The sequence below is a fragment of the Solilutibacter silvestris genome, assembly GCF_002895945.1.
Taxonomy (GTDB): Bacteria; Pseudomonadota; Gammaproteobacteria; order Xanthomonadales; family Xanthomonadaceae; genus Solilutibacter; species Solilutibacter silvestris.
This window is the reverse complement of record NZ_NPZB01000002.1, coordinates 91,402-115,682: the sequence shown is the minus strand read 5'-3', so window position 1 is coordinate 115,682 and position 24,281 is coordinate 91,402. Positions and strand designations below refer to the sequence as shown.

23 protein-coding genes, 1 tRNA gene and 1 riboswitch are annotated in these 24,281 nt (G+C 64.3%); of the genes, 10 read left to right on the top strand and 14 right to left on the bottom strand.

Features of this window, described 5'->3' with window-relative positions; translation table 11 throughout:
* Entirely contained in the window at nucleotides 1-537 is a 537-nt protein-coding gene (locus Lysil_RS08085; RefSeq protein ID WP_103075126.1) for a sigma-70 family RNA polymerase sigma factor, read from the top strand.
* On the top strand, nucleotides 527-1,285 hold the full coding sequence (locus Lysil_RS08080) for an anti-sigma factor family protein (protein WP_103075125.1): 759 nt from the start codon (nucleotides 527-529) through the stop codon (nucleotides 1,283-1,285). Before Lysil_RS08085 ends, Lysil_RS08080 begins: the two co-directional genes overlap by 11 nt.
* 30 nt (nucleotides 1,286-1,315) lie before the next feature.
* On the opposite strand, the gene Lysil_RS08075 is transcribed toward Lysil_RS08080, so the two are convergent.
* From Lysil_RS08075 to Lysil_RS08060, 4 genes are all read right to left on the bottom strand, one after another.
* On the bottom strand, nucleotides 1,316-1,756 hold the full coding sequence (locus tag Lysil_RS08075) for a hypothetical protein (protein ID WP_103075124.1): 441 nt from the start codon (nucleotides 1,754-1,756) through the stop codon (nucleotides 1,316-1,318).
* Nucleotides 1,757-1,830: 74 nt separating this feature from the next.
* Nucleotides 1,831-2,277: an NfeD family protein gene (locus Lysil_RS08070; protein ID WP_103075123.1), complete on the bottom strand. Its 447-nt coding sequence runs from the start codon at nucleotides 2,275-2,277 to the stop codon at nucleotides 1,831-1,833.
* 3 nt (nucleotides 2,278-2,280) lie between these two features.
* Nucleotides 2,281-3,231, bottom strand: a complete 951-nt coding sequence (locus Lysil_RS08065; RefSeq protein WP_103075122.1) for an SPFH domain-containing protein — start codon at nucleotides 3,229-3,231, stop codon at nucleotides 2,281-2,283.
* 55 nt (nucleotides 3,232-3,286) lie between these two features.
* Nucleotides 3,287-4,255 (bottom strand): aldo/keto reductase, encoded by a 969-nt coding sequence (locus Lysil_RS08060; protein ID WP_103075968.1) that lies wholly within the window; start codon nucleotides 4,253-4,255, stop codon nucleotides 3,287-3,289.
* 58 nt (nucleotides 4,256-4,313) lie between these two features.
* Between Lysil_RS08060 and Lysil_RS08055 the strand changes: the two genes are divergently transcribed.
* The 3 genes from Lysil_RS08055 to dusB all read left to right on the top strand — a co-directional run bounded on the left by Lysil_RS08055 (nucleotide 4,314) and on the right by dusB (nucleotide 7,255).
* Nucleotides 4,314-4,889: a TMEM165/GDT1 family protein gene (locus tag Lysil_RS08055; RefSeq protein ID WP_103075121.1), complete on the top strand. Its 576-nt coding sequence runs from the start codon at nucleotides 4,314-4,316 to the stop codon at nucleotides 4,887-4,889.
* Nucleotides 4,890-4,933: 44 nt separating this feature from the next.
* Entirely contained in the window at nucleotides 4,934-6,190 is a 1,257-nt protein-coding gene (locus Lysil_RS08050; RefSeq protein WP_103075120.1) for a nucleoside permease, read from the top strand.
* Between the two features lie 72 nt (nucleotides 6,191-6,262).
* Nucleotides 6,263-7,255: a tRNA dihydrouridine synthase DusB gene (gene dusB, locus Lysil_RS08045; RefSeq protein WP_103075119.1), complete on the top strand. Its 993-nt coding sequence runs from the start codon at nucleotides 6,263-6,265 to the stop codon at nucleotides 7,253-7,255.
* Between the two features lie 10 nt (nucleotides 7,256-7,265).
* Here the strand turns inward: dusB and Lysil_RS08040 are convergent, their stop codons facing one another.
* Entirely contained in the window at nucleotides 7,266-8,072 is an 807-nt protein-coding gene (locus Lysil_RS08040) for a UDP-2,3-diacylglucosamine diphosphatase (protein WP_103075118.1), read from the bottom strand.
* Nucleotides 8,069-9,787 (bottom strand): bifunctional ornithine lipid synthase OlsF, encoded by a 1,719-nt coding sequence (olsF, locus tag Lysil_RS08035; RefSeq protein ID WP_103075117.1) that lies wholly within the window; start codon nucleotides 9,785-9,787, stop codon nucleotides 8,069-8,071. Before olsF ends, Lysil_RS08040 begins: the two co-directional genes overlap by 4 nt.
* Before the next feature lie 198 nt (nucleotides 9,788-9,985).
* Here olsF and metK point away from each other — a divergent pair, with 198 nt between their 5' ends.
* Nucleotides 9,986-11,230: a methionine adenosyltransferase gene (gene metK, locus Lysil_RS08030; RefSeq protein WP_103075116.1), complete on the top strand. Its 1,245-nt coding sequence runs from the start codon at nucleotides 9,986-9,988 to the stop codon at nucleotides 11,228-11,230.
* Nucleotides 11,231-11,293: 63 nt separating this feature from the next.
* On the opposite strand, the gene fusA is transcribed toward metK, so the two are convergent.
* A complete protein-coding gene (gene fusA, locus Lysil_RS08025) occupies nucleotides 11,294-13,342 on the bottom strand; it encodes an elongation factor G (RefSeq protein ID WP_103075115.1) in 2,049 nt (682 codons plus the stop codon).
* Nucleotides 13,343-13,460: 118 nt separating this feature from the next.
* Nucleotides 13,461-13,544: riboswitch (S-adenosyl-L-homocysteine riboswitch) on the top strand.
* Nucleotides 13,545-13,577: 33 nt separating this feature from the next.
* Between fusA and ahcY the strand changes: the two genes are divergently transcribed.
* Nucleotides 13,578-15,023 (top strand): adenosylhomocysteinase, encoded by a 1,446-nt coding sequence (gene ahcY / locus Lysil_RS08020; RefSeq protein WP_103075114.1) that lies wholly within the window; start codon nucleotides 13,578-13,580, stop codon nucleotides 15,021-15,023.
* Nucleotides 15,024-15,104: 81 nt separating this feature from the next.
* On the opposite strand, the gene Lysil_RS08015 is transcribed toward ahcY, so the two are convergent.
* Entirely contained in the window at nucleotides 15,105-16,238 is a 1,134-nt protein-coding gene (locus tag Lysil_RS08015) for a serine hydrolase domain-containing protein (protein ID WP_240600585.1), read from the bottom strand.
* A 135-nt stretch (nucleotides 16,239-16,373) separates the two neighbouring features.
* Here Lysil_RS08015 and metF point away from each other — a divergent pair, with 135 nt between their 5' ends.
* The 3 genes from metF to Lysil_RS08000 all read left to right on the top strand — a co-directional run bounded on the left by metF (nucleotide 16,374) and on the right by Lysil_RS08000 (nucleotide 18,737).
* The gene (gene metF, locus Lysil_RS08010) at nucleotides 16,374-17,198 is read left to right on the top strand and encodes a methylenetetrahydrofolate reductase [NAD(P)H] (RefSeq protein WP_103075112.1); all 825 of its coding nucleotides are present in this window, start codon (nucleotides 16,374-16,376) and stop codon (nucleotides 17,196-17,198) included.
* A gap of 41 nt (nucleotides 17,199-17,239) precedes the next feature.
* The gene (locus tag Lysil_RS08005) at nucleotides 17,240-17,752 is read left to right on the top strand and encodes a DUF4124 domain-containing protein (RefSeq protein ID WP_103075111.1); all 513 of its coding nucleotides are present in this window, start codon (nucleotides 17,240-17,242) and stop codon (nucleotides 17,750-17,752) included.
* A 73-nt stretch (nucleotides 17,753-17,825) separates the two neighbouring features.
* Nucleotides 17,826-18,737, top strand: coding sequence for a branched-chain amino acid transaminase (locus Lysil_RS08000; RefSeq protein WP_103075110.1), 912 nt, complete (start codon nucleotides 17,826-17,828; stop codon nucleotides 18,735-18,737).
* Here the strand turns inward: Lysil_RS08000 and Lysil_RS07995 are convergent.
* The 6 genes from Lysil_RS07995 to Lysil_RS07970 all read right to left on the bottom strand — a co-directional run bounded on the left by Lysil_RS07995 (nucleotide 18,730) and on the right by Lysil_RS07970 (nucleotide 24,210).
* On the bottom strand, nucleotides 18,730-20,085 hold the full coding sequence (locus Lysil_RS07995) for a sensor histidine kinase (protein WP_103075109.1): 1,356 nt from the start codon (nucleotides 20,083-20,085) through the stop codon (nucleotides 18,730-18,732). The two genes, Lysil_RS08000 and Lysil_RS07995, sit on opposite strands and share 8 nt — an antisense overlap.
* Entirely contained in the window at nucleotides 20,075-20,755 is a 681-nt protein-coding gene (locus tag Lysil_RS07990) for a response regulator transcription factor (protein ID WP_103075108.1), read from the bottom strand. The genes Lysil_RS07995 and Lysil_RS07990 overlap by 11 nt, the downstream gene beginning before the upstream one ends.
* 43 nt (nucleotides 20,756-20,798) lie before the next feature.
* Complete coding sequence (gene rimK, locus Lysil_RS07985) at nucleotides 20,799-21,731, bottom strand: 30S ribosomal protein S6--L-glutamate ligase (RefSeq protein WP_103075107.1); 933 nt, start codon at nucleotides 21,729-21,731, stop codon at nucleotides 20,799-20,801.
* Nucleotides 21,728-22,165 (bottom strand): ATP-dependent zinc protease family protein, encoded by a 438-nt coding sequence (locus tag Lysil_RS07980; RefSeq protein ID WP_103075106.1) that lies wholly within the window; start codon nucleotides 22,163-22,165, stop codon nucleotides 21,728-21,730. Before Lysil_RS07980 ends, rimK begins: the two co-directional genes overlap by 4 nt.
* 48 nt (nucleotides 22,166-22,213) lie before the next feature.
* Nucleotides 22,214-22,287 (bottom strand) — tRNA-Gly (locus Lysil_RS07975).
* A gap of 54 nt (nucleotides 22,288-22,341) precedes the next feature.
* Entirely contained in the window at nucleotides 22,342-24,210 is a 1,869-nt protein-coding gene (locus Lysil_RS07970; RefSeq protein WP_165782437.1) for an autotransporter domain-containing protein, read from the bottom strand.
* Nucleotides 24,211-24,281 lie beyond the last annotated feature (71 nt).

Here is a 24,281-nt window from a genome sequence, read left to right as displayed (position 1 = left end):
ATGGCGACACCCGCATGGGTCGGCGAACTTGCATTGCGGCATCTGGACGCCGCCTACAACCTTGCGCGCTGGCTGCTCGGCAACGAAAGCGACGCCGCCGATGCCGTCCACGATGCCTACCTGCGCGCTGCACGCGGTTCACACACCTACGCAGGCGGCGATGCCCGTGGGTGGTGGCTGGCGATCGTGCGCAATTGCTGCCTGGCGAAACTCTCCACGCGCAAACGCGAAATGCGACTGCACGTCGCCGATGGTCCGCGCGTGATCGAGACATTGCGAAACGCCGGTGACGACGAGGTTGCGGACCACCTGTATGCGGAACAGTGCAGTGCACGCATCGCCCGTGGCTTGCACGCACTGCCTGCGGAGTTCCGCGAGGCGTTGGTCCTGCGCGAAATCGAGGGCCTGTCCTACCGCGGGATCGCCGACGTCTTGGGCATCCCCATCGGCACGGTGATGTCGCGCCTGGCGCGCGGCCGCGCGCAACTGCAACGCGCGCTCGTCGCCACGACAATGGAGGGTTCCCATGGACTGTAGGCTCGCACGCTCCCTGCTCGACGCCTATCTCGACAATGAACTCGACCGCGCCGATGCGCGCGCCTTCGAGGCCCATGTCGATGGCTGCGCCAGTTGTCGTGGCGCGTTGAGCGAATCCGACGAATTGCGCCGCGCCTTGCACGAAGCGTCGCTGCGTTACCCGGCACCGCCGGCGCTGCATGAGCGGATCGTAGCCGCGATCGCCACGCCAACGCCTGCGCAACCGCAACACGCATGGCGGCCGGCACCGACATGGATGCGCTACGCCGCCGCTTGCGTGATCGCATTCGGTGCAGGCGGGCTGTCACTGCAATGGTGGCATTCGACGCACGATGCGTCGGTGCAGGCGCAACTCGCCAGCGATCTGTTCGCGAGCCACTGGCGTGCGCTCGCGGCCACCTCACCCGTCGATGTGGTCTCCAGCGATCACCACACCGTCAAACCGTGGTTCGCGGGCAAGGTCGCGCAATCGCCCGAGGTGCGCGACTTCAGCGGGCAAGGTTTCGCGCTGGTCGGCGGCCGCATCGATTACGTCGGCAGCGAACGCGTCCCGGTGCTGGTCTATCGCCATGGGCAACATCTCATCGACGTATTCGTGCTGTCCCGCACAGGGGCAACGCGCGTCGGCCCAGCGCAGCAGCAGGGCTACGCGCTGCAAGCCATCACGCTCGACGGGCAACCCGCCGCGATCGTCACCGACATGGACCCGCAGGAAGTCACGCGGTTCGCGCAGTTGCTGTCCCACTGAAGCAGTGCCAACCGCGACGGGTCGCCGCGCTCAATCCAGGATGGTCAGCACCTGTGCGAAGTGGTCCATCTGGACCCGGGTGCCGTAACGCGCCGCAGCGTTCTTGCCCGGCGGACCCATCACCACGCGCCGGGCCACGCCCTGCACGGTGATGTGCTTGTTGCGGAAGTAACGGGCCGCCGAGTGGTGGGTGCGGGCAAGGATCTCGCGTTGTGCCGATGGCATCACTTCGACCACCAGCAGATCGGGTTTTCGCGGATCATTTTCCGAGTCCAGCAGGACGATGCCATCGCGCACGACCACCGAGCGCACGGTCAGTTCGAAGATGCCGGCGACGTTGCGGGTGGGTGCGGATTGCGCGCGAGTCACCGCGTCCGGTGCGCTGATGTAGGGATCAGCGGTTGCATCGCGCGCGGCATCAGATTTCGCGGTCGGTGGGGTTGACGCACAACCGCCCAGCGCGAACGCCAATGTGGTGCTGGTTGCGACGATCGTTTTCTTCCATGAAAACTTGCCCCTCGGGATGGGGCGAAGTCTTCCGAATCTCATTCATTGGCTCCAACAGCAGGCTCGACAGTGAACACCATGCCATCGGTCGAGGCGATGCGCACGCGGGTGCCAGCGGGCGCATCGGGACCGCGGATGGTCCAGAACGCGTCGGCGATCTGCAGTCGTCCCTGGCCGTTGACGATCGGTTCGGCCAACACCACGACAGTGCCGACCAGTTGTTGTGCGCGGCGATTGAGCGTGGGTTGATCGCTGTGGCGCGCGCGTTTGCGAAACCAGCGCTGGTAGATGAGGATCGCGATCACGCTGAGCACCGCGAACACCACCACTTGCGCCAGCACCGCCATGCCCGGCATCAGCAAGACGAGCGCAAACGTCGCGGCGGCGGCCAGCCCCAACCACAGCATGAAGGCGCCCGGCGCCATCGCCTCGGCGGCGAACAGCAATAACGCCAACGCAGCCCAGACGACGACTTCGGTACGCATGGCTCAGCCCCGCTGCGACAGTTGCGGTGGTTTGGAAGCGCTGGGCTGGCGCTCCAGCGCTTCGCGCGCGAGTTCGGCGATGCCGGCCAGCGAACCGATCACGCCCGACGCTTCCATCGGCATCATCACGAACTTCTGGTTCGGCGCTTCGGCCAACGCCTTGAACGCCTCGATGTATTTCTGTGCGACGAAGTAGTTGATCGCCTGGACGTTGCCCGCGGAAATCGCGTCGGACACCAGTTGCGTCGCCTTGGCTTCGGCTTCGGCCGCGCGTTCGCGTGCTTCGGCGGCGCGGAACGCGGCTTCGCGGTTGCCTTCGGCTTCGAGAATCACCGACTGCTTCTCGCCTTCGGCCTTCAGGATCGCAGCCTGGCGGAAACCTTCCGCTTCAAGGATGTTGGCGCGCTTCTCACGCTCAGCCTTCATCTGCCGCGCCATCGAATCGACCAGATCGCGTGGCGGCGCGATGTCCTTCAGTTCGATGCGGTTGACCTTGATGCCCCACGGATGGGTGGCGGCGTCCACGGCGACCAGCACTTTGGCGTTGATCTCATCGCGCTTGGACAGCGATTCATCGAGATCGAGCGAACCGATCGAGGTACGGATGTTGGTCATCACCAGGTTGAGGATGGCGATTTCCAGCGTCGCCACTTCATAGGCCGCCTTGGCGGCATCGAGCACCGAGAAGAACACGATGCCATCGACCTTGACCACCGCGTTGTCCTTGGTGATCACGTCCTGGCTGGGGACTTCCAGCACCTGTTCCATCATGTTGATCTTGCGACCGACGCCTTGATAGATCGGCATCAGGAAATGCAGGCCCGGCGACAACGTGTGCGTGTACTTGCCGAACGTCTCCACCGTCCATTCATAACCCTGGGGCACCATCCGCACCGCTTTGGCGACCAGCACCACCAACGCGAAGATCACGATCGCAGCAAGAATTCCACCCATCGCACCACTCCTCACCCTTGTCTATGTGGCGAGTATAGGCCGATGTCGAAAACAATCAGCCGACAGCCGCCTCCACCCTCGCCCACAACGCGTCGTCGACCTGCAAGTCCAGCGCCGGCAGGTTCTGCAGCAGTTGTTCGACGCGGCTGGCACCGAGCATCACCGTGGAGACATGGGGATTGCGCAGGCACCACGCCAGCGCCAGTTGTGCCGGGATCAGGCCGGCTTCGCGCGCGATGGCGACGAAGGCGTTGGAACGCGCGATGCGGGTGCCACCATCGCGATCCTCCAGCAGTTCATGACGCAACGACTGGTGATCGCTTTGCGCCAGTCGCGATTCCGCCGGCACGCCGCTCGCATATTTCCCGGTGAGCATGCCCGAGGCCAGTGGCGACCAGATCGTGGTGCCCATGCCGTAGTCGCGGTAGAGCGGCGCGTATTCCTGCTCCACGCGGCGGCGATGCAACAGGTTGTATTCCGGCTGCTCCATCGCCGGCGGCGTGTAGCCACCCGACTGCGCGATGCGATGCGCCTCGACGATCAATTCCGCCGGCCATTCCGATGTCCCCCAATAGAGCACCTTGCCTTGGCGCACCAGCGTGTCCATCGCCGCTACGGTTTCCGCGATCGGTGTGTCGGGATCGGGGCGATGGCAGAAGTAAAGATCGAGGTAATCGACGCGCAGGCGCTGCATCGCCGCGTGGCAGGCATCGAAGACATGCTTGCGCGAGAGGCCGCGCTGCGTCGGCAGCGGGTTCGGGCGCGCACCGAAGAACACCTTGCTGGAAACCACGTAGCCGTCGCGCGGCAGGCGCAGGTCGGCGATGACATCGCCCATCACTTCCTCGGCGCGGCCATGGGCATAGATCTCGGCGTTGTCGAAGAAATTGATGCCGTGATCCCAGGCGGCGGCGATCAGGTTGCGCGATTCGGTGCGGCCGATCTGGTCGCCGAAGGTGATCCACGCACCGAACGACAGCGCCGACAATTGCAATCCGGTGGTACCCAGGCGGCGGTATTGCATGGCGGTGTCCTTGACTGCGGAACGACAGTCTAATGGCGCGACCGGGTAAAATTCGCCGATGATCGACCTGCCCTTCTCCACCGCGCTGATTTCCGCCGGCACCATTGCCCTGTCCGAGATCGGCGACAAGACGCAACTGCTTGCCCTGCTGCTGGCCGCGCGTTTCCGTCGCCCGCTGCCGATCATCGCCGGCATCCTCGTCGCGACCCTGCTCAACCATGCCGCCTCGGCCTGGCTGGGTTCGCTGATCGCGCACTGGTTGACGCCAGAAGTGTTGCGCTGGGTGGTGGCGACCAGCTTCATCGGCATCGCGTTGTGGACCTTGAAGCCCGACACCATCGAGGAAGACGCGCCATTGCCTGCGCACGGCGCCTTCCTCGCCACCGCCATCGCGTTCTTCCTGGCCGAGATCGGCGACAAGACACAGGTCGCGACCGCTCTCCTCGCCACCAAGTATTCACCACTGTGGCAGGTGATTTCCGGCACCACGCTGGGCATGCTGGTCGCCGACGTCCCGGTGGTGTTGCTGGGCGCGCGCTTCGCCCACAAGTTGCCGTTGAAGGCAGCGCGCATCACCGCGGCGCTGGTGTTCCTGGCGTTGGGCCTGTGGGTGGCATTGCGCGGGATCGGATGATTTCGCGTTAATCTCCGTCCCGGGAACCCAAGACCGGACACACCATGAGCTTGAAGCTGCGCCTCACCGTGATGAACTTCCTGCAGTTCTTCGTCTGGGGGGCATGGCTGATCACCATCGGCCGCTACTGGTTCGAGAATCGTGGCTGGTCGGGTACCAGCTTCGGCGCGATCTTCTCGACCATGGGCATCTCGGCGCTGTTCATGCCGTCGCTGATGGGGATCGTCGCCGACCGCTGGATCAATGCCGAAAAGCTGTACGGCGTGCTGCACATCCTCGGTGGCGTCTTCCTGTGCCTGCTGCCGCAGGCAGCCAATCCCAACCAGTTCTTCCTGCTGATCCTGGCGACGATGATCTGCTACATGCCGACCATCTCGCTGGCGATCGCGGTGGCCTACAACGCGCTCAAGCAGAACGGCATGGACGTGATCCGCGACTATCCACCGATCCGCGTCTGGGGCACGATCGGTTTCATCGCCGCGCTGTGGACCACCAGCCTGCTCGGACTGGAGAAATCGCCTGGCCAGTTCTACGTGGCTGCAGGTGCCGCATTCGTGCTCGGCATCTATGCGTTCAGCCTGCCTCCGGCGCCGCCGCGCATGGCCCAGATCGGCAGCCGTTCGCTGCTCGATATCCTCGGGCTGACGTCGTTCCGGTTGTTCCGCGATCGCAACATGGCGGTGTTCTTCATCTTCGCGATGTTGCTGGGTGCGGCATTGCAGCTGACCAATGCCTACGGCGGCACCTTCCTCGGTGAATTCGAGAAGAATCCGGCCTACACCGGTTCGCTGGCGGTGAAGTACCCCGCCATCATCATGTCGATCTCGCAGATCTCGGAAACGCTGTTCATCCTCGCGATTCCGTTCTTCCTGCGCCGCTTCGGCATCAAGACAGTGATGACGATCAGCATGGTGGCGTGGTTCCTGCGCTTCGGCCTGTTCGCCTACGGCAATCCGGGACCGGGCCTGTGGATGATCATCCTCAGCTGCATCGTCTACGGCATGGCCTTCGACTTCTTCAACATCTCCGGCTCGCTGTTCGTCGAGCAGCAGAGCGATCCGCGCATCCGTGCCTCGGCACAAGGCCTGTTCATGCTGATGACCAATGGCATCGGCGCGGTGCTGGGCAGCTCGATCAGCGGCTGGATGATCGATCGCTGGTTCACCAGTGCCGGTGGCGTGAAGGACTGGCATGGCATCTGGATCACATTCGCGCTGTACGCGCTGGTGATGGCGATCCTGTTCGTGCCGCTGTTCCGCTATCGCCATGATCGCAACAAGGACGTGCAGATCGCGCATTGAGGTGACATCACCCGATCGCTTCCACGAAACCCGGCCCAGGCCGGGTTTTTCGTGCGCCACTACAATGTGCCCATGCAGATCGGGCCGTACCGCATCGAACCGAAGGTGATCCTCGCGCCCATGGCTGGGGTCACCGACAAGCCATTCCGCCAATTGTGCAAGCAACTGGGCGCGGGCTTGGCCGTGTCGGAGATGACGACGTCCGATCCGCGTTTCTGGAACACCAGCAAGTCGCGCACGCGAATGGACCACGATGGCGAACCGGCGCCGATCAGCGTGCAGATCGCCGGAACGGTGCCGGCGATCATGGCTGATGCCGCACGCCACAATGTCGATCACGGCGCGCAACTGATCGACATCAACATGGGTTGCCCGGCGAAGAAGGTCTGCAACGCCTGGGCCGGTTCGGCATTGATGCGCGATGAGACCCTGGTCGCCGGAATCCTGTCCGCCGTGGTCAACGCCGTCGATGTCCCGGTGACGCTGAAGATCCGCACCGGCTGGGACGCCGAACATCGCAATGCGCCGATGATCGCGCGCATCGCCGAGGACTGCGGCATCGCCGCGCTGGCGGTGCACGGCCGTACCCGCGACCAGCAATACAGCGGAACCGCCGAGTACGACACCATCGCCGCGATCAGGTCGATGTTGCGCATCCCGGTGATCGCCAACGGCGACATCGATTCTCCACGCAAGGCTGCCGAGGTATTGCGCCGCACCGGCGTCGATGCGGTGATGATCGGGCGCGCCGCACAGGGTCGGCCATGGATCTTTCGCGAGGTCGCGCACTTCCTCGCGACTGGCGAACTGTTGCCCGCGCCGGAGCTGGCCGAAATTCGCGGCATTCTGCTCGGCCACCTGCATGCACTGCATGAGTTCTACGGCGAAGTCTCCGGCGTGCGCATCGCCCGCAAGCATCTCGGCTGGTATGCCAAGGATCGCCCGGAGAACTCCGCGTTCCGCGCAGTGGTGAACGCCGCGGAAACTGCAGAAGGCCAGGTCCGCCTGACCAGCGACTATTTCGACACATTGATCGCCGGGGAACGCTACGCCATCGCGGCGTGATCGCGCACCGCTACGCCGCCTTCGGCAACGCCTCTTCCATCACCAATTGCAGGCGTGGTGGCAATTCGGACAGCACCTCGCCCGCGTGCGACAACAGCCGCAAAGTGCCATCGCGGTCTTCCGCCAGCGCGGTCAAGCTCTCCACCCAATCGCCATCGTTGGCGTAGATCAGTCCTTCGTGTCGCACCAGTGCGGGACGATGGATATGGCCGCAGATCACGCCATCCAGCCCGCGCCGTCGCACATCGTCGAGTGCAGCCTGCATGAAGCGATCGATATAGCGCTCCGCCGCGCCACTCTGGCGCTTGAGGAATTCCGACAGCGACCAGTAGCGCAGGCCGAAGCGACGGCGCGCGCGATTCAACCACTGGTTGCCGGTGAGGATGCGGTAGTACAGCCAGTCGCCGAAACGTTCCTGCACCCCGCCGAAATGCGTGACCGCATCGTAGTCATCGCCATGCACCACCAGCAGGCGACGACCGTCAGCGGTGACGTGGACCATGCGTCGACGCACGCGCATCGCCGGCAGTGCGAGGCCGCAGAACCGACGGATCGGGCGATCGTGGTTGCCGGGGATGTAGACGATTTCGGTTCCGGCGCGACGCAAGGCGTGCAGCGCCTCCACCACGCGATGTTGCGCGACGCCCCACACCGCGCGCCGCTGCGCCATCCACCACAGATCGACGATATCGCCGACCAGGTACAGGCGCTCGCACGCCAGATTGGAGAGGAACGCAGCGAGTTCCTCTGCGTGACAGTGGCGCGAGCCGAGGTGGACGTCGGAGAGGAAGACCGCGCGCTGGCGGCCTGCAGTCATGCCGGAACCGGCGTCGCCGCGCCGAGGTAACGCTGGCGTTTCTTCGCACGCAGGCGTTGGAGATCGACTTCGATCAATCCATCCACGGCATTGCTGAAGTCGGGATCGACACCGAAGGCGAGAAATCGCGCGCCACCCGGCTCGCACAATTCGGTGTATTGCTTGTAGAGCACCGGCACCTGCGCACCCAGTGCATCGAGATTGGCCCTGAGCACGCGGAACGCGGTATCGCCGTCGAGATCGCCGAATTCCGGCGGCGCGGCGAAGTAACAGAACGGGCGGCGCGAGGTCGCAAGACTCGACTGGCCGCCGAAAAAACGCGAGTAGTACGCGACCAGTTGCTCGCGCGCCGACACCGGCAACGCGGCGCTGATCGACACTGGCCCAAACAGATAACGAATGTCGGCGTGTCGTTGCAGGTAGGCGCCGATGCCCTGCCACAGGTAATCGAGGCTGCGGCTGTTCCAGTAATCCGGCGCCACGAAGCTGCGTCCCAACTCCATGCCCTGGGCCAGATGCGGGATCGCGGCTTCGCGGTAATCGAACAGCGACGCCGTGTAGAGACCCTGCAATCCGCGTTCGGCCAGCACGCGCGCACCGCGGGCGATGCGATACGCCCCGACGACGCGTCCAGCCTGCGCATCCCACAGCACGATGTGTTCGTACCAGCTGTCGTAGAGATCGAGATCGACGCGCCTGCCGGTGCCTTCGCCGACCATCCGGAAGGTCAGCTCGCGCAGGCGACCGATTTCGTCGAGCAAGGCCGAACCCGCCGCCAGTTGGCCGATGCGGATGTCCTTGCCGTCGCTGGTGCGGCCGAGCAGCTCCAGCGCCTGCACCGCATCGCGGATCACCGTCACCGATTGCGATGGCGCCAACGATTCCTGTGCAAGCGTCGCCGCTTCCGATCCATCCCGCGGCCGCCGGGCCAACGCGTAGACCGCGCGACGCACGGTATTGATCGCTGCAGCCGGCGCAGCATCCGCCGCGAGGATCATCGTCTCGCCAACGCGCAAGCGGATCTGGTCGTTGCGACGGGCGAACATCTCGCGGGCCAGCAATGCTGTCGCCACCGGCTTGAACATCGCCGAGGTGCCGTAGAACAACAGGGAATTGCGCGCCTTGACGTGCACCGGCAGCACCGGTGCGTTGGCCGCGCGCGCGAATTTCAGGAAGCCGCGGCGCCAGCGTCCGTCGCGGATCCCGCGCGGCGACATCCGCGAGACTTCGCCTGCGGGAAACACGATCACGCATTCCTCGCGCTGCAACGCCGCTTCGATCGCGCGCAATGAATCGCTGCTTGGTCGCCCGCCGAGGATGCGCACCGGCAGCAACAGGTCGCGGAGCGGTTCCAGCGCGGTGAGGAAATCGTTGGCGACGATACGAACATCGCGCCGTACCCGGCCAACCGCGTCCAGCAGCGCGAAGGCATCGGTCGCGCCGGAGGGATGGTTGGCGACGATCACCAGGCGTCCCTGCGGCGGAATCCGCGCCAGATCCGCATCACCGATGGCATAGCGCACCTGGAGGAAATCGAGCCCGGCGCGGACGAAGTCGTGCCCCCGCAAATCGGCATGGGCATTCAGGAATGTATCGATCCGATCCAGCCGCGACCAGCGCGCCAGCGATCGCAGCAACGGCCGCACCACGTGCGCGCGCCGACCATGGAACCAGCGCGGGAAGCGGGACTGCAGGCGGTCTTCAAGTTGCAGCATCGGCGGGCGTACCCTGTGGATGCCGGCAGCGTCTCCGTCGGCAACGACAGCGGCGTGTCATCGCGGCGGCAGTTGTGTGACATCCGTGGCAGGGATTGCACAACCGGCGTTAAATCACCGGGGCCGGACTGTGCGCAGGCCCCGTCTCCGTGTATCATGCGCACCTATCTCTCCATCCGTATAAAAGGATATAAGCCGATGTCCGACTATCTGTTCACCTCCGAATCGGTGTCCGAAGGCCATCCCGACAAGGTCGCGGACCAGATTTCCGACGCCGTGCTCGACGCGATCCTGGCCCAGGACAAACGCGCCCGCGTGGCCTGCGAAACCCTGGTCAAGACCGGCGCGGCCGTGGTCGCTGGCGAAGTCACCACCACTGCGTGGGTCGACATCGAGCAATTGGCGCGCAACGTCATCAATGGCATCGGCTACGACAACTCGCGCGTCGGATTCGATGGCCACACCTGCGCCATCATCAACATGCTCGGCAAGCAGTCGCCGGACATCGCCGCCGGTGTCGATGGCACCAGCAAGAAAGCCAAGAAGCCCGAGGAAATGGGCGCCGGCGACCAGGGCCTGATGTTCGGCTACGCCAGCAACGAGGCACCCGAATACATGCCCGCGCCGCTGTACTACAGCCACCGCCTGGTGGAACAGCAGGCCAAGGTGCGCAAGAACGGCAAGCTGAAGTGGCTGCGCCCGGATGCGAAGTCGCAGGTCACGCTGCGCTACGACGGCGAAGGCCACACCATTACCGGCATCGAAGCGGTGGTGTTGTCGACCCAGCACGACCCGGACATCAAGCAGAAGGATCTGGTCGAGGCCGTCCGCGAGCACATCATCAAGCCGGTGCTGCCGAAGAAGTGGTACGACACGCTGCCGAAGAACAAGGTCCACATCAACCCGACCGGCATCTTCGTGATCGGCGGCCCGGTGGGTGACTGCGGCCTGACCGGTCGCAAGATCATCGTCGACAGCTACGGCGGCATGGCCCGTCATGGTGGCGGCGCGTTCTCCGGCAAGGATCCGTCGAAGGTCGATCGTTCGGCTGCCTATGCCGCGCGCTACGTGGCGAAGAACATCGTCGCCGCCGGCCTCGCCGACAAGTGCGAAGTGCAAGTGAGCTACGCGATCGGTGTCGCCGAACCGACCTCGATTTCGGTCACCACCTTCGGCACCGGCAAGATCGCGGACACCGAGATCGAGAAGCTGATCCGCGCCCATTTCGACCTGCGTCCGTACGGCATCATCAAGATGCTCGACCTGGTGCACCCGATCTACCAGCGCACCGCCGCCTACGGCCACTTCGGCCGCAAGCCGGAACAGATCACCTACGCCGGTCTGGATGGCAAGAAGGAAAAGGCCGTCGCCTTCAGCTGGGAAGCGACCGATCGCGCCGAAGAACTGGCCAAGGCCGCGAAGGGCAAGGCGCGCCGCAAGTAATCGCCTCGCACCTGATGCAATACACGGACGGCCCGCGCAAGCGGGCCGTTTGTCTGGGGAGGATCAATCCTCCTCCACCCTCGGTTTCCACGCCGCGGCCAGCGCCTGCTGCATGCGCGCCGGCGCCGGATCGTAATGACTGAAGTCGATGGCGTAGCGTCCGCGCCCGGCGGTGATCGATTTCAGTTCCGCGGCGAAGCCGTCGAGTTCCGCCAATGGCGCTTTCGCGCGCACCACGATCTCGCCGCCGCGCAGCGAATCGGTCGCGAGGATCTGCGCACGCTTCGATGACAACGCGCCGCTGACGTCACCGACGTTCGCATCGGGTACCGTCACTTCAAGATCGACCACCGGTTCCAGCACTTGCGGCTGCGCCTTGGCCACCGCATCCAGAAACGCCTTCTTGCCCGCCGCGACGAACGCGACTTCCTTGCTGTCGACGGAATGATGCTTGCCGTCGTAGACGATCACGCGGACGTCCTGCAACGGGAATCCGGCCAGCGCGCCCGCCTTCAACACTTGGCGCACGCCCTTCTCCACCGCCGGCAGGAATTGCCCGGGAATGGTGCCGCCCTTCACTTCATCGACGAATTCGAAACCGCCGCCGCGCGGCAACGGCTCGACGCGCAGGAACACTTCTCCGAACTGTCCCGCGCCGCCGGTCTGTTTCTTGTGGCGATGATGACCCTCGGCCTTCGCACCGATGGTTTCGCGATAGGCCACGCGTGGCGGATGGGTGGCGACGGCGACGCCATGGCGCGACTTCAAGCGATCGATCAGCACGCGCAGGTGCAAGTCGGACAATCCGCGCAACACCGTTTCGTTCAACTCGGCGTCGTGATGCACCTGCACCGCGGGATCTTCGTCCGCAAGCTTGTGCAAGGCCGATGCGAGTTTCTGTTCCTGCCCCTTGCTCGCCGCCTCGATCGCCAGCGCGAACATCGGACTCGGGAACGACGTCGGCTTCAGGTGGATCTGGTCCTCGTCATGCGAATCGTGCAGGACCGCATCGAAATGCAGTTCGTCCACTTTCGCCACCGCGGCAATATCGCCGGGCACGGCGCGCGCGATCTCGACGTATTCCTTGCCCTTGAGCTTGAACAGGTGCGCGACCTTGAACGGCTTGCGGCCATCGTCGACGAACAACGTGGCGTCCTTCTTCAGCGTGCCCTGGTACACCCGGAACACCGCGAGCTTGCCCATGAAGGGATCGTGGATGATGCGGAACACGTCGGCGATCACATGCGCGGAGGGATCGGGGCGGGCCTCGATGGCGACGGCATCGCCGCCAATTCCCTTGACGAACGGCGGCGGATTGGCTTCGCCCGGATGCGGAAACAGGCGTTCGGCGATGTCGAGCAATTCCGCCACGCCGGCGCCCTGCCGCGCCGAGACGAAACACACCGGGATCAGATGCCCTTCGCGCAGGCATTGCTCGAAGGCGTCGTGCAGTTCCTGCCCGGACAAACCACCTTCGCCGAGCTCGAGGAAATGGTCCATCACCGTTTCGTTGATCTCGACCACCTGGTCGATGATGCGCTGGTGCCAATCGGCCACCGGCCCGAGATCGCTGTCGCCGCTGCTGTTGCCGAAGCAATCGATCACCGTGCTTCGGCGTTGCGCAGGAAGATTGAGCGGCAGCACCGCGTTGCCGAAGTTCGATCGCAACTCATCCATGACGCGTGCGCAATTTGCACCCGCTGCATCGATCTTGTTGACGACGATGGCACGACACAAGCCGCGTTCCGCCGCGATCTGCATCATCCGTCGCGTGCCGTGGCCGACGCCGGTGTCGGCATCCACCACCACCGCCACGGTATCGACCGCCGCCAGCGCCGCCAGCGCTGCGCCACGGAAATCGGGATAGCCCGGCGTGTCGACCAGATTGACGTGGATGCCCTTGTGATCGGTGCTGGCGATCGCCGCGTCGATGGAGTGGCCGCGCTCCTTCTCCAAGGGATCGAAATCGGAGACGGTGCTGCCGCGCTCGACGGAGCCGGGGCTGTTGATGGCGCCGCCGGCATGCAGCAACGCCTCGAAGAGCTGGGTCTTGCCGGCGCCGGGATGCCCGGCCAGCGCGATGTTGCGGATCTGCTCGGTACCGTAATCCATGGAGCCTCCAATGGACTTGGACTGACGAGAGTGCCACGGATGCGTTCAGCCTGCGTGGATTCCGGCGAAATCACCGATCCATTCATCCCTTTATCGCGATATTGCGATAAAATGGCGGCCTGCCGAGGGGCGCTGCGATGGCCGCTTTCCAAGTGAAGCGTGGTCCACCAGGCTCGGCAATCGACAACGGCGCCCGTAGTGACGAGCCATCGGCTCACCAATACGGAGTCCCACCATGAACGCCCAAATCAAGACCTTTTCCCAGGATGGCGATTACAAGATCGCCGACATCACGCTGGCCGACTGGGGCCGCAAGGAAATCGACATCGCCGAGCACGAGATGCCGGGCCTGATGTCGATCGGCCGCAAGCACGCCGCCACCAAGCCCCTGCAGGGCGTGCGCGTGACCGGCTCGCTGCACATGACCATCCAGACCGCGGTGCTGATCGAGACGCTGAAGGACATCGGCGCCGACGTGCGCTGGGCCTCGTGCAACATCTTCTCGACCCAGGACCAGGCCGCCGCCGCGATCGCTGCCGCCGGCACCCCGGTGTTCGCGTGGAAGGGCGAATCGTTGGAGGAATACTGGGACTGCACGCTGTCGGCGCTGAGCTTCCCCGACGGCAAGGGCGGTTTCCTCGGCCCGCAACTGGTGGTCGATGACGGCGGCGACGTCACCCTGCTGATCCACAAGGGTTACGAACTCGAACACGGCGACGATTGGGTGAATACGCCGGCGTCGAATCACGAAGAACAGGTGATCAAGGATCTGCTCAAGCGCGTGGCGACGGAACGTCCGGGCTGGTGGACGAAGGTCGTCGCCGAGTGGAAGGGCGTGTCGGAAGAAACCACCACCGGCGTGCATCGCCTCTACCAGATCGCCGAACAGGGCAAGTTGCTGGTGCCGGCGATCAACGTCAACGATTCGGTCACCAAGTCGAAGTTCGACAACCTCTACGGTTGCCGCGAATCGCTGGCCGATGGCCTGAAGCGCGCGATGGACGTGATGCTGGCCGGCAAGGTCGCGGTGGTCTGCGGTTACGGCGACGTCGGCAAGGGTTCGGCGCATTCGCTGCGCGCGTACGGCGCCCGCGTGATCGTCACCGAGATCGATCCGATCTGCGCGTTGCAGGCGGCGATGGAAGGCTTCGAGGTCAACACCGTCGAATCCTCGCTCGGACAGGCCGACATCTACGTCACCACCACCGGCAACAAGGACATCATCACCGTCGATCACATGACGAAGATGAAGGACCAGGCCATCGTCTGCAACATCGGCCACTTCGACAACGAGATCCAGGTCGATGCGATGCGCGCGCTGCCGGGCGTGCAGCACGTCAACATCAAGCCGCAGGTCGACAAGTACATCATGCCGAACGGCAATGCGATGTTCCTGCTCGCCGAAGGTCGCCTGGTGAACCTCGGTTGCGCCACTGGCCACCCGAGCTTCGTGATGTCGAATTCGTTCTCCAACCAGACGCTGGCGCAGATCGACCTGTGGGCGAACAAGGACAAGTACGAAAACACCGTCTATCGCCTGCCCAAGCATCTCGACGAGGAAGTCGCGCGCCTGCATCTGGAAAAGATCGGCGTGGTGCTGACCAAGCTCAGCAAGGACCAGGCCGATTACCTCGGCGTGGCGCTGGAAGGCCCGTACAAGCCGGAGCATTACCGCTACTGATCGACGCGGCGATCATCATCGCTGCTTGAAACGACACGGGCGCCGCAAGGCGCCCGTTTTGTCTGACCGATGACAGCGCGACTACCTCGCAGCGTGCGTTGCATCCAGCGCTTCGATCGCCTCCAGCACCGGCGTGGCATATTTCTTCGGATCGACCCATTCGCTGTTGGTCATGATGACGATGCCGCGTTTTTCCTGCGGCCAGATCGCCAGCCAGGTGCGCGTCTTCTCCTGTGATCCGCTGTGTGCGATGCGCAGGCGTCCACCTTCATTGCTGACATCGAAGCCGAGGCCGTATCCGGTCGCCTTGCCATCCGCTGTCTTCTGCGGCGTCCACATCGCGGTTTGCGTGGCGGCGGACACCAGGCGACCATCGAGCACGCCCTTGGCGAAACCGGCGAAATCGCCAATGTCGGAAATGTAGCCACCACCGCCGAGTTTCCAGCTGACGTCGGTATCGGTCGAGCGCGCGACCGCGCCGTCCTGTTTCACGTAACCGGTCGCGCGATCGGGAATCGCGATCCATTGGTAGTCCGGCTGCATCGTTGTCAGATGCAGCGGCTCGATGATGCGTTCGCGCACCTGCTGCGCGAACGGTTCGCCACCCGCACGCTGCACCACGGCCGCGACCAGCATGAATCCATGGGTGGTGTAGTTGAACTTGGTCCCCGGCGCGTTCACCAGCGGCGAGTCCTTGAACGCATCGAGCGCGACGACGACATCGGCGAACGGATGCGCCTGCGCGTAGGTCTTCACGGTGGGTACCACCGGCCCGTTGTCGTAATGGACGATGCCGCCCTGGTGGCCCAGCAGCTGGCGCGTGGTGATCTTGACGCCCTTGTCCGGGAATTCGGGCACGTAGCCGCGCACATCGGCATCGAGATCGAGCTTGCCCTGCTCGACCAGCTGCATCGCCGCGATCGCCGCCACCGGCTTGGAGACCGAGGCCCAGCGGAACATCGTCCGCGTCGTCACCGGAACGTGTGCCTCGCGATCGGCGTCACCGTAGCCCTTGAGGTAGACGATGCGGTCGTTCTCGATCACGCCGATGGCCATGCCGACCGTGCCATCGCGGCGCATGCCTTCCGCCACCGCGGTATCCACGGCTGCAGCCTGTGGCTGCGACAGCTTCGAACCCGAGGGCGCGGACCCGCCGCCCGTGGCGGCGCAACCCGCGAGGAACAGCAGCGGCAGCGTCCGGCCCAACATCGTCATCTTGTTCACTATCGACTCCCGCAGATCATTGATTTCATGTAGTTCGATGGTGCCAGACCGCCCCGTCGCGATTAGATATCGCTTCATCGCGACAAAGAGATATACTGGACGCCACCCGGAAACCGACCGCCTGCGATGACGCCTCTTTCCTTCGAGTTTTATCCGCCCAAGACCGACGAACAACGCGCACAGCTTGATCGCAGCGTGCAGAAGCTCAAGCCTCATTCGCCGGAGTTCATGTCGGTGACCTTCGGCGCCGGTGGTTCGACCCTCAGCCACACGCCGGAAACGGTGCAACGGCTGCGCGGCGAGCATGGTGTTGATGGCGTGCCGCACCTGACCTGCGTTGGTGGCAGCCGCGAGGAAATCCGTTCGTTGCTGAAGCTGTACCGCGCGCTCGGCTGCTCGCGCATCATCGCACTGCGTGGCGACATGCCCTCGGGGATGATCGGCCAGGGCGACCTGCGCTACGCCAACGAACTGGTCGAGCTGATCCGCGCCGAGCATGGCGATCATTTCCAGGTCACGGTGGCCGCGTATCCGGAAACGCATCCGCAGGCCGACGACGCCCATGTCGATCTCGCCAACTTCGAGCGCAAGGTCAAGGCCGGCGCGCACAACGCGATCACCCAGTATTTCTACAACTCCGACGCCTACTTCCACTTCATCGATGACGTGCGCAAACGCGGCATCGACATTCCGATCATTCCCGGGATCATGCCGATCTCCAACTTCACCCAGTTGCGGCGCTTCTCGGAAGCCTGCGGTGCGGAAATCCCGCGCTGGATCGGCCAACGCATGCGCGCACACGGCGACGACGCCGAAGCCATCCGCGAATTCGCCGCCGATCTCGTCGCCACCCTGTGTCGTCGCCTGGTCGATGGTGGCGCGCCCGCCCTGCACTTCTACACGCTGAACATGGCGCGCCCGACGCAGGCGATATTGCAGCGGCTGGCTTGATCGCGAGCGAAACATGACGCATTCCGCGCTAGAGTGCGCGGGTGCGCAATTTATCCATCCTCGTTTCCTGCCTGGCATTGCTGGCGATCGCGTCGTTGCCGCTGCGCACCCACGCACAATCCGCCATCCACGAATGCACCGGCGCGAGCGGCGAAGTGCTGTACAGCGACAAACCCTGCGCCGCCTTCGGTGCTGCAGATCGCGGCGTTCCGCACACACCGCCTTCGGGCGCGACGATGAGCCTGGGTCGCCAGGCCGTGCGCGCCGGCTGCGCGCACACGCTGGATGATCTCGTCCACGAAATCACCCTCGCCTTCGATACCAGCGATCCCAACCGGCTGGTTGGCGTCTACCACTGGCCGGGGTTGGGAACGGAATCCGGCTACGACATCGCCGACCGACTCGCTAGCCTGACCCGCAACCACCAGCTGCTCGACACCCAGCTCTCCACTGGCGCCGTTCGCCTGGTGCTGGCCCAAGGCAAAGGCAACGCCACCACCAGCACCAACTTCCATCTGCGGCGCCACGAAAACTGCTGGTGGATCAGCTATTAGTCGAACCTGCCCCTAGCCCGGGGTGGCCGCCAGCGGCGACAATAGCGGTTCCCTACCGCCCAGGACGAACGCAATGGACTACCCGCAATGGATCTGGCACAACGGCCAGGTCAAGCCTTGGGCCGAAGCCACCACCCACGTGATGTCACACGCGTTGCACTACGGTTCGTCGGTGTTCGAAGGCGTCCGTTGCTACGACACGCCGCACGGCCCGGCGATCTTCCGTCTGGAAGATCACACCAAGCGCTTGTTCGCCTCGGCGCGCATCCATGAAATCGAGATTCCCTACACGCCGGAGCAGATCAGCGAAGCCCATCGCGAGATCGTGCGCCGCAATGGTTTTCGCGAAGCCTATCTGCGCCCGATCGCGTTCCGTGGACTCGGCGGGTTCGGGCTAAGCGCCGACACCCCGGTCGATGTCTCGGTGGCGACCTGGAAGATGGGCGCCTACCTCGGTGAGGGCGTGCTGGAACAGGGCATCGACGCCTGCGTGTCGAGCTGGCAGCGTTTCGCCCCGAACACCATTCCTGCGGGCGCCAAGGCCGGCGGCAATTACCTGTCGGGTCAGTTGGTCGCGCGCGAAGCGCGTCGCCTCGGCTTCGGCGAAGGCATCGCGCTGGCCTCGACCGGCCTGCTCAGCGAAGGCGCCGGCGAGAACCTCTTCCTGGTGATCGATGGCGCGTTGCACACCACGCCGATCAGCGCCGCACTCCTCAACGGCATCACCCGCAATACACTGATGACGCTGGCACGCGAAATGGGCATCGACATCGTCGAGCGCGACATCCCGCGCGAATACCTCTACCTCTGCGACGAGTTGTTCATGTGCGGCACCGCCGCCGAAGTCACGCCGATCCGATCGGTGGATGGCCGCACGATCGGCGCTGGCAAGGCCGGCCCGGTCACGCTGAAACTGCAAAAGGCCTATTTCGATCTCGTCCACGGCGCCAGCGCCGACACCCGCGGCTGGCTCGACTTCATCTGAGCGCGGAAAACCTGAGCGTCGCCACGGTGCCAACGGTGCCGTCGCGACGCGGTTGCACCTGCATCTGCCAGCCATACAGCGCGCAGATGCGATTGACGATGGCAAGACCGATGCCGGCACCCTTGGTATTGCTCGATGCGTTGCCGCGATAGCCTCGTTCCATCATCCGTTGTTCGTCCTCGTCGCTGAGTCCGCGCCCGGTGTCGATCACGTCGACCGAGTCGCTGTCGAGGCGCACGATCACGCTGCCGCTATCGGTGTAACGTACCGCGTTGGCAATCAGATTGCCCAGCGCGACATTCACCGTTGCTTCCGGCGCATCCACCATCAGCGCGGTATTGCCTTCCATGCGCAGATCGAGCTGCTTGCCGCGACGTTGTTGCAGGCGCTGCGCTTCCAGCAACTGCTCGGCCACGCGGGCAACCGATGTGTCGCCGCGCACGCGTTCCTCGCGCGACAACAGCAACAGTGTTTCGGTGATCGCGGTGCCGCCTTCCTGGGCGCGCTGGATGCGCAGGATGCGTTCGCGCATCTTGTCGCCGAGGTCAGGTTGTTCCAGCATCAGTTCCACCGTGCTGCGGATCACCGCCAGTGGCGTGCGCAACTCGTGGCTGACGTCGGCATTGAACTCGCGATCGCGAAGGGCGGCATCGTTGATTCGGTCGGAATAATCGTCGAGCGCGCGCGCCAACTCGCCCACCTCGTCGTCGGCGAAATGCGGTGCAAATGCTCGATTGTCGTCATGGCCGCTGGAGCGACGACGGAGCAGGCCCACCAGGTCGGAAACCGGGCGCATCACCCGCGACGCCGACCACCAGCCGAGCAGCAGCGACAGCAGGCCGAAGATCGCGATCGATTCCCACAGCACATATTTGATCTTCTGCTCGCCACGCGCCGCGCGCGAGGTGTCGTAGGCGAAAAAGAACCATTCCTCCGGCGTCTTGCGCACCGCCAGTTTGTAGGAGAAGGCGGAACCGTCGACGTTGTTGCCGCTGATGGTATGAATGCCGTCGCCAAGGCGATACCAGTCCGGCTGCTCCACCTTCAGGCTTTCGAACTTGTCCTTCCCCACCACTTTCCCGTACATCTGCTGGTAAGGCGCGCCCACATCCTTCTTGTCGGTGGCCGCGTACCAGCGCCGCGCGTACTCGTCGATGTTGTTGTTGAGCGCGTCCTCGATCAGCGAGCTCTCGATGCGCACGCGCACTTCGTTGGTGGCATAGGCGAACAACATCGTCAGCCCGAGGCCGAGCAGGAAGAACGACAGCACGATGCGCGTGCGCAGACGGCGCCGGTTGTGGCGCGTCGGCAAGCCTGGCAAGTTGGAGCGAGTGGGCTTAGCCGGCATCCGGCACAGCGATGCGATAGCCGATGCCGTGGCGAGTCTGGATCAACGGCACCGGGAACGGTTTGTCGATCACCGCGCGCAGGCCGTGGATATGCACGCGCAACGAATCGGAATCGGGCAGTTCCTCGCCCCACACGCGTGTTTCCAGATCCTGGCGCGTGACCACCGCAGGCGCGGCTTCCATCAGCGCCTGCAAAATCTTCAACGCCGTCGGGTTGAGCTGCAGCAACTTGCCGCCACGCCGTACTTCCAGCGTATCGAGGTTGTATTCGAGATCGGCGATCGACAGCACGCGCGGCTTCGGACCCTTGCCACGGCGCGCCAACGCATTCAATCGCACATCGACTTCCTGCAGCGCGAATGGCTTGACGAGGTAATCGTCGGCGCCGGACTCGAAGCCTTCCAACTTGTTGTCGAGGCTGTCGCGAGCGGTCAGCATCAGCACCGGCGTCTGCTTGCGCGCGTCGTTGCGCAGCTTGCGGCAGACCTCGAGTCCATCCATGCCGGGCAGGTTGAGGTCGAGGATGATCGCATCGAAATCGTTCACCACCGCCAGATGCAAGCCAGTCACGCCATCGGCGGCGAAATCGACCGCATGGCCGCGATCCTCGAGGTAATCGCCAAGATTGGCGGCGATATCCTGGTTATCTTCAATCAAGAGCACGCGCACGGGCTGTCTCCTCCATCCTTCGATTCATTCTGGCACAGGGGGCTCAATCGCGCTTCTTCGACCGGGCCGAGAGAGGTTTGACACGCTTGCGGCCATTCGGTTCCTTCGCGCAAGCAGCCACGTGGTCGATGATGGCGCCGGCGATGTCGACTGCGGTCGCGGCTTCGATGCCTTCCAGTCCTGGCGACGAATTGACCTCCAGCACCAGTGGCCCGCGCCTGGAACGGATCAGGTCGACACCGGCGATACCAAGGCCCAGCACCTTGGCCGCACGCACCGCGACTTCGACTTCATCGTCGCGCGGCTCGGCCGGTTCCGCGGTGCCGCCACGATGCAGGTTGGAACGGAAATCGCCGCTCGGTGCCTGGCGCTTCATCGCCCCGACCACGCGATCACCGACCACGAAACAGCGCAGGTCGGCGCCCTGCGCTTCGGCGACGAATTCCTGCACCAGGAATTGCGCGTAGAGGCCACGCAATGCCTCGATCACCGCCTGTGATGCCGACGGTTTTTCGGTGAGCATCACGCCCGCGCCCTGCGCGCCTTCGTTCAACTTGATGACATGCGGCGGTGGCCCGAGCATCGACAGCATGTCGACGGTGTCGTCGGGGTTGTCGCCGAACACGGTGGCGGGAAGATCGATGCCCTCGGCGGCCAGCAACTGGTGGCTGCGCAGCTTGTCGCGCGCACGCAGGATGGCGTCGCAACTGTTGGGCGATGTCGTGCCCATCAATTCGAACTGACGCAGCACCGCAGTGCCATAACGCGTCACCGATGCGCCGATGCGCGGGATCACCGCGTCGTAACCGGAAATCCGCGCGCCCTTGTAATGCATCTCGAAGTCGCCCTTGCCAATCTTCATGTAGCAGCGCAGCGGATCGAGCACTCGCACGCTATGGCCGCGCACGCGCGCGGCTTCCACCAGTCGCTTGGTGGAATACAACTTGGCATTGCGCGACAGGATCGCGAGTTTCATTCGACGGACTTCCTGCGGCGATGGAGGTGCGAGCGTGAGGGGTCGACGATGAAGCTTTCCTGCATGGCCTGGCGACCCAGCAACATCGGGAAGCGCATGCCACGGCGATCGGCGAGGTTGAGTTCGATCTCGCGCTCGACGTCGGCCAGGCGCATGCGCGTGCGGATGAACGGCCGCCGCACGCGATGGCCACCGGAATCGATGACGTCGCGTTCGTCCACCAGCAGTGCTTCCACCGTCACCACCTCGGCACCGGGTCGTGGCTGGATCACGAATCCCACCCACGGCTGGCCGTCACGTTCGAGCCGCCACTGGCGATCGACATGCAACGATGAACTGCGCGCGCCGGTATCGATCTTGGCGCGGATGCGCTCGATCCCGAATTCCGGCAACGCCACGGTTTCCCGCCATCCCACGGTGACCGTTTCCGACATGTGATGGCCTCCAGACGGTCACGGCGGCCGAAGCCGCCGTGAATGGATTGGAGCGGGTGAAGGGAATCGAACCCTCGTCAGTAGCTTGGGAAGCTACAGCTCTGCCATTGAGCTACACCCGCGAACGCTGCGGATTCTAACCGCAGCGTGCTGGCCGTGTGTCAAGCAATGGTTAGTTAGAACGTCTTGCCGACGGTCAGCGACAGCGAACGATAGTTGCCGCCCTTGCGTGCAACGGTCGTGGTCCCGCCGGCCATCACGTCGAGGCCATCGAACTGGCCGCGCAGGCCGACGGCCAGCGAACCGTAGCTGCGATCGAACGACGGGCCCGGCACCGCGAACTCCATCGAACCGACGCTCGGCATGCTGGCGCGCGCTTCCGTCGGCATCTTGCCGAATTCACGGTCGACGCTGAGGCGCGCGAACGGCGTCCAGCCTTCGGCGATGTGGTAACGACCTTCGTAGCCCAGCGATGCCAAGCGCGAGTTGAAGGTTTGCTTCGGATAGGCCAGCGCGGTCGAAAGATTGGCGTCGCTTTCTGTGAAACCATCGACACTAATGCGCTGGATCAGCACTTCGCCCACCGGACCGTGGTCGAACTTGGTGCCGTGGAACATCCAGCCGGCATCGATGCCGCCGTAGATGTCGCTGCCGTTGGCTTTGCCCGTATGCGTGCGGATGACCTGTCCCAGCGGCACGTCGCGGTGCACGTTGTACTGCAGGCGCGAATAGCCGAGCTGGGCGTTCACCCAAGCGTTTTCGTTGTGCCAGCCGGCGAAGCCGGCGATGGAGATGTCGGTCTGGCGGAAATCGCCGCGCCTGGCCGAGTAATCGATGCTCTGGCGACCGTAGTTCATCGCGCCGCCGTAACGGAAGGCGCCGCTGTTCCAGCCAAGGCCGCCACCCAGTGACGGGCCGACGCCGTTGAAGCCATCACCGGACGGGCCACGATTGTAGCGTTGCTGATCGAGGTTGCCATTGAACCACCAGCGCATGCCGTCGTTGCCACGCATGCTGGCCAGCTGCGACGACAGCAGGTCGGCGCGCGCGCGGCCGACGCTCATCGCCGACAGCGGCAGGATGGCGATCTGGCGCGGGCCTTCCAGGGTGGCGACAGCGTAATCACCGAGGATCTTGTGGGCGGCAAGGCTGGGGTGCACGCCATCAGCAAAGGCATAGGTATACGGCGCATCCGGAGTCACATAGGACGTCGGGTTGCAGGTCAGCGAATTCGCGGTGATCTGCGGCTGGCAGGCGGTGCCGGTGACATTGGTGAAACCGTAAGGCGCCGGATTGGCGACGATTTCCTGGATCATCCCGAAGGTGTTGAGCGGGATGAAGCGCAGGCCTTGGCCGGCCAATCCCTGATACAGCGCGCTGTTGTAGGCCATCGCCAACTGCGTGCCCTGGGCCTGTGCTGCGGCGCCTTGCGCACGGAACGACGGCGTCTGGCCGAGGTCGGGGATGTTGGGCACCAGTACATAGCGCGCGCCTGCTGCCTGCAATTTGCCGACGATGCCGACTTCGCCGCCCACCGCTGCGCCGATGGTGGCCTGGGCCGGAGCACCTGCGACCACTGCGAACAGATCGTTGGCACCACCCCAGACGGTGTAAAGCGCGCGCGGGTCGGCACGACCGCCAGTGCTGGCAAGATAGAAATTCACTTGCTGATCGACTGAAGGAATCGGACCCAAAGCACCCGAAACTGGCGCGACCACGCGCGCACCACCCACGGCGTAATCATCGCCGGTACTCGCAGCTGGTCCGGTCGGCGATGCCAACCACGCAGCGTTCCCGTTCTGACCGTAATAGCGCGCCAGGTTCTGCGCCCAAGTCGTGCCCGGGTTGGTGGTGAACTGGCCGATCACCGGCTGCGCATTGGCTGGCAGCAGCGGCCGGAAGAAACCGGCATCGGTCAGGCTGTCGCCGAAGAAGATCGTCTGACTGAAGGTCTGGGCGTGGGTGTCCACGTACTGGGCGGCGGCCGGCAGGGCCACCATCGAGAGGGCAGACGCCAGGGCGGTGCAAAGCAGCTTGGTGCGCATGGTTCGGATCTCGTTCGACCGGGCTGGATTCGCCCGCGTATGGCGAATGGTTTCACGAAAACCTAACGCCC

Excerpts from the sequence above, each read along its gene's own strand:
- Lysil_RS08085 (WP_103075126.1), top strand. The coding sequence starts at position 1 with ATGGCGACACCCGCATGGGTCGGCGAACTTGCATTGCGGCATCTGGAC.
- Lysil_RS08080 (WP_103075125.1), top strand. The coding sequence starts at position 527 with ATGGACTGTAGGCTCGCACGCTCCCTGCTCGACGCCTATCTCGACAAT.
- Lysil_RS08070 (WP_103075123.1), bottom strand. The coding sequence starts at position 2,277 with ATGCGTACCGAAGTCGTCGTCTGGGCTGCGTTGGCGTTATTGCTGTTC.
- Lysil_RS08065 (WP_103075122.1), bottom strand. The coding sequence starts at position 3,231 with ATGGGTGGAATTCTTGCTGCGATCGTGATCTTCGCGTTGGTGGTGCTG.
- Lysil_RS08060 (WP_103075968.1), bottom strand. The coding sequence starts at position 4,255 with ATGCAATACCGCCGCCTGGGTACCACCGGATTGCAATTGTCGGCGCTG.
- Lysil_RS08055 (WP_103075121.1), top strand. The coding sequence starts at position 4,314 with ATGATCGACCTGCCCTTCTCCACCGCGCTGATTTCCGCCGGCACCATT.
- Lysil_RS08050 (WP_103075120.1), top strand. The coding sequence starts at position 4,934 with ATGAGCTTGAAGCTGCGCCTCACCGTGATGAACTTCCTGCAGTTCTTC.
- dusB (WP_103075119.1), top strand. The coding sequence starts at position 6,263 with ATGCAGATCGGGCCGTACCGCATCGAACCGAAGGTGATCCTCGCGCCC.
- Lysil_RS08040 (WP_103075118.1), bottom strand. The coding sequence starts at position 8,072 with ATGACTGCAGGCCGCCAGCGCGCGGTCTTCCTCTCCGACGTCCACCTC.
- olsF (WP_103075117.1), bottom strand. The coding sequence starts at position 9,787 with ATGCTGCAACTTGAAGACCGCCTGCAGTCCCGCTTCCCGCGCTGGTTC.
- metK (WP_103075116.1), top strand. The coding sequence starts at position 9,986 with ATGTCCGACTATCTGTTCACCTCCGAATCGGTGTCCGAAGGCCATCCC.
- fusA (WP_103075115.1), bottom strand. The coding sequence starts at position 13,342 with ATGGATTACGGTACCGAGCAGATCCGCAACATCGCGCTGGCCGGGCAT.
- ahcY (WP_103075114.1), top strand. The coding sequence starts at position 13,578 with ATGAACGCCCAAATCAAGACCTTTTCCCAGGATGGCGATTACAAGATC.
- Lysil_RS08015 (WP_240600585.1), bottom strand. The coding sequence starts at position 16,238 with ATGACGATGTTGGGCCGGACGCTGCCGCTGCTGTTCCTCGCGGGTTGC.
- metF (WP_103075112.1), top strand. The coding sequence starts at position 16,374 with ATGACGCCTCTTTCCTTCGAGTTTTATCCGCCCAAGACCGACGAACAA.
- Lysil_RS08000 (WP_103075110.1), top strand. The coding sequence starts at position 17,826 with ATGGACTACCCGCAATGGATCTGGCACAACGGCCAGGTCAAGCCTTGG.
- Lysil_RS07995 (WP_103075109.1), bottom strand. The coding sequence starts at position 20,085 with ATGCCGGCTAAGCCCACTCGCTCCAACTTGCCAGGCTTGCCGACGCGC.
- rimK (WP_103075107.1), bottom strand. The coding sequence starts at position 21,731 with ATGAAACTCGCGATCCTGTCGCGCAATGCCAAGTTGTATTCCACCAAG.
- Lysil_RS07980 (WP_103075106.1), bottom strand. The coding sequence starts at position 22,165 with ATGTCGGAAACGGTCACCGTGGGATGGCGGGAAACCGTGGCGTTGCCG.
- Lysil_RS07970 (WP_165782437.1), bottom strand. The coding sequence starts at position 24,210 with ATGCGCACCAAGCTGCTTTGCACCGCCCTGGCGTCTGCCCTCTCGATG.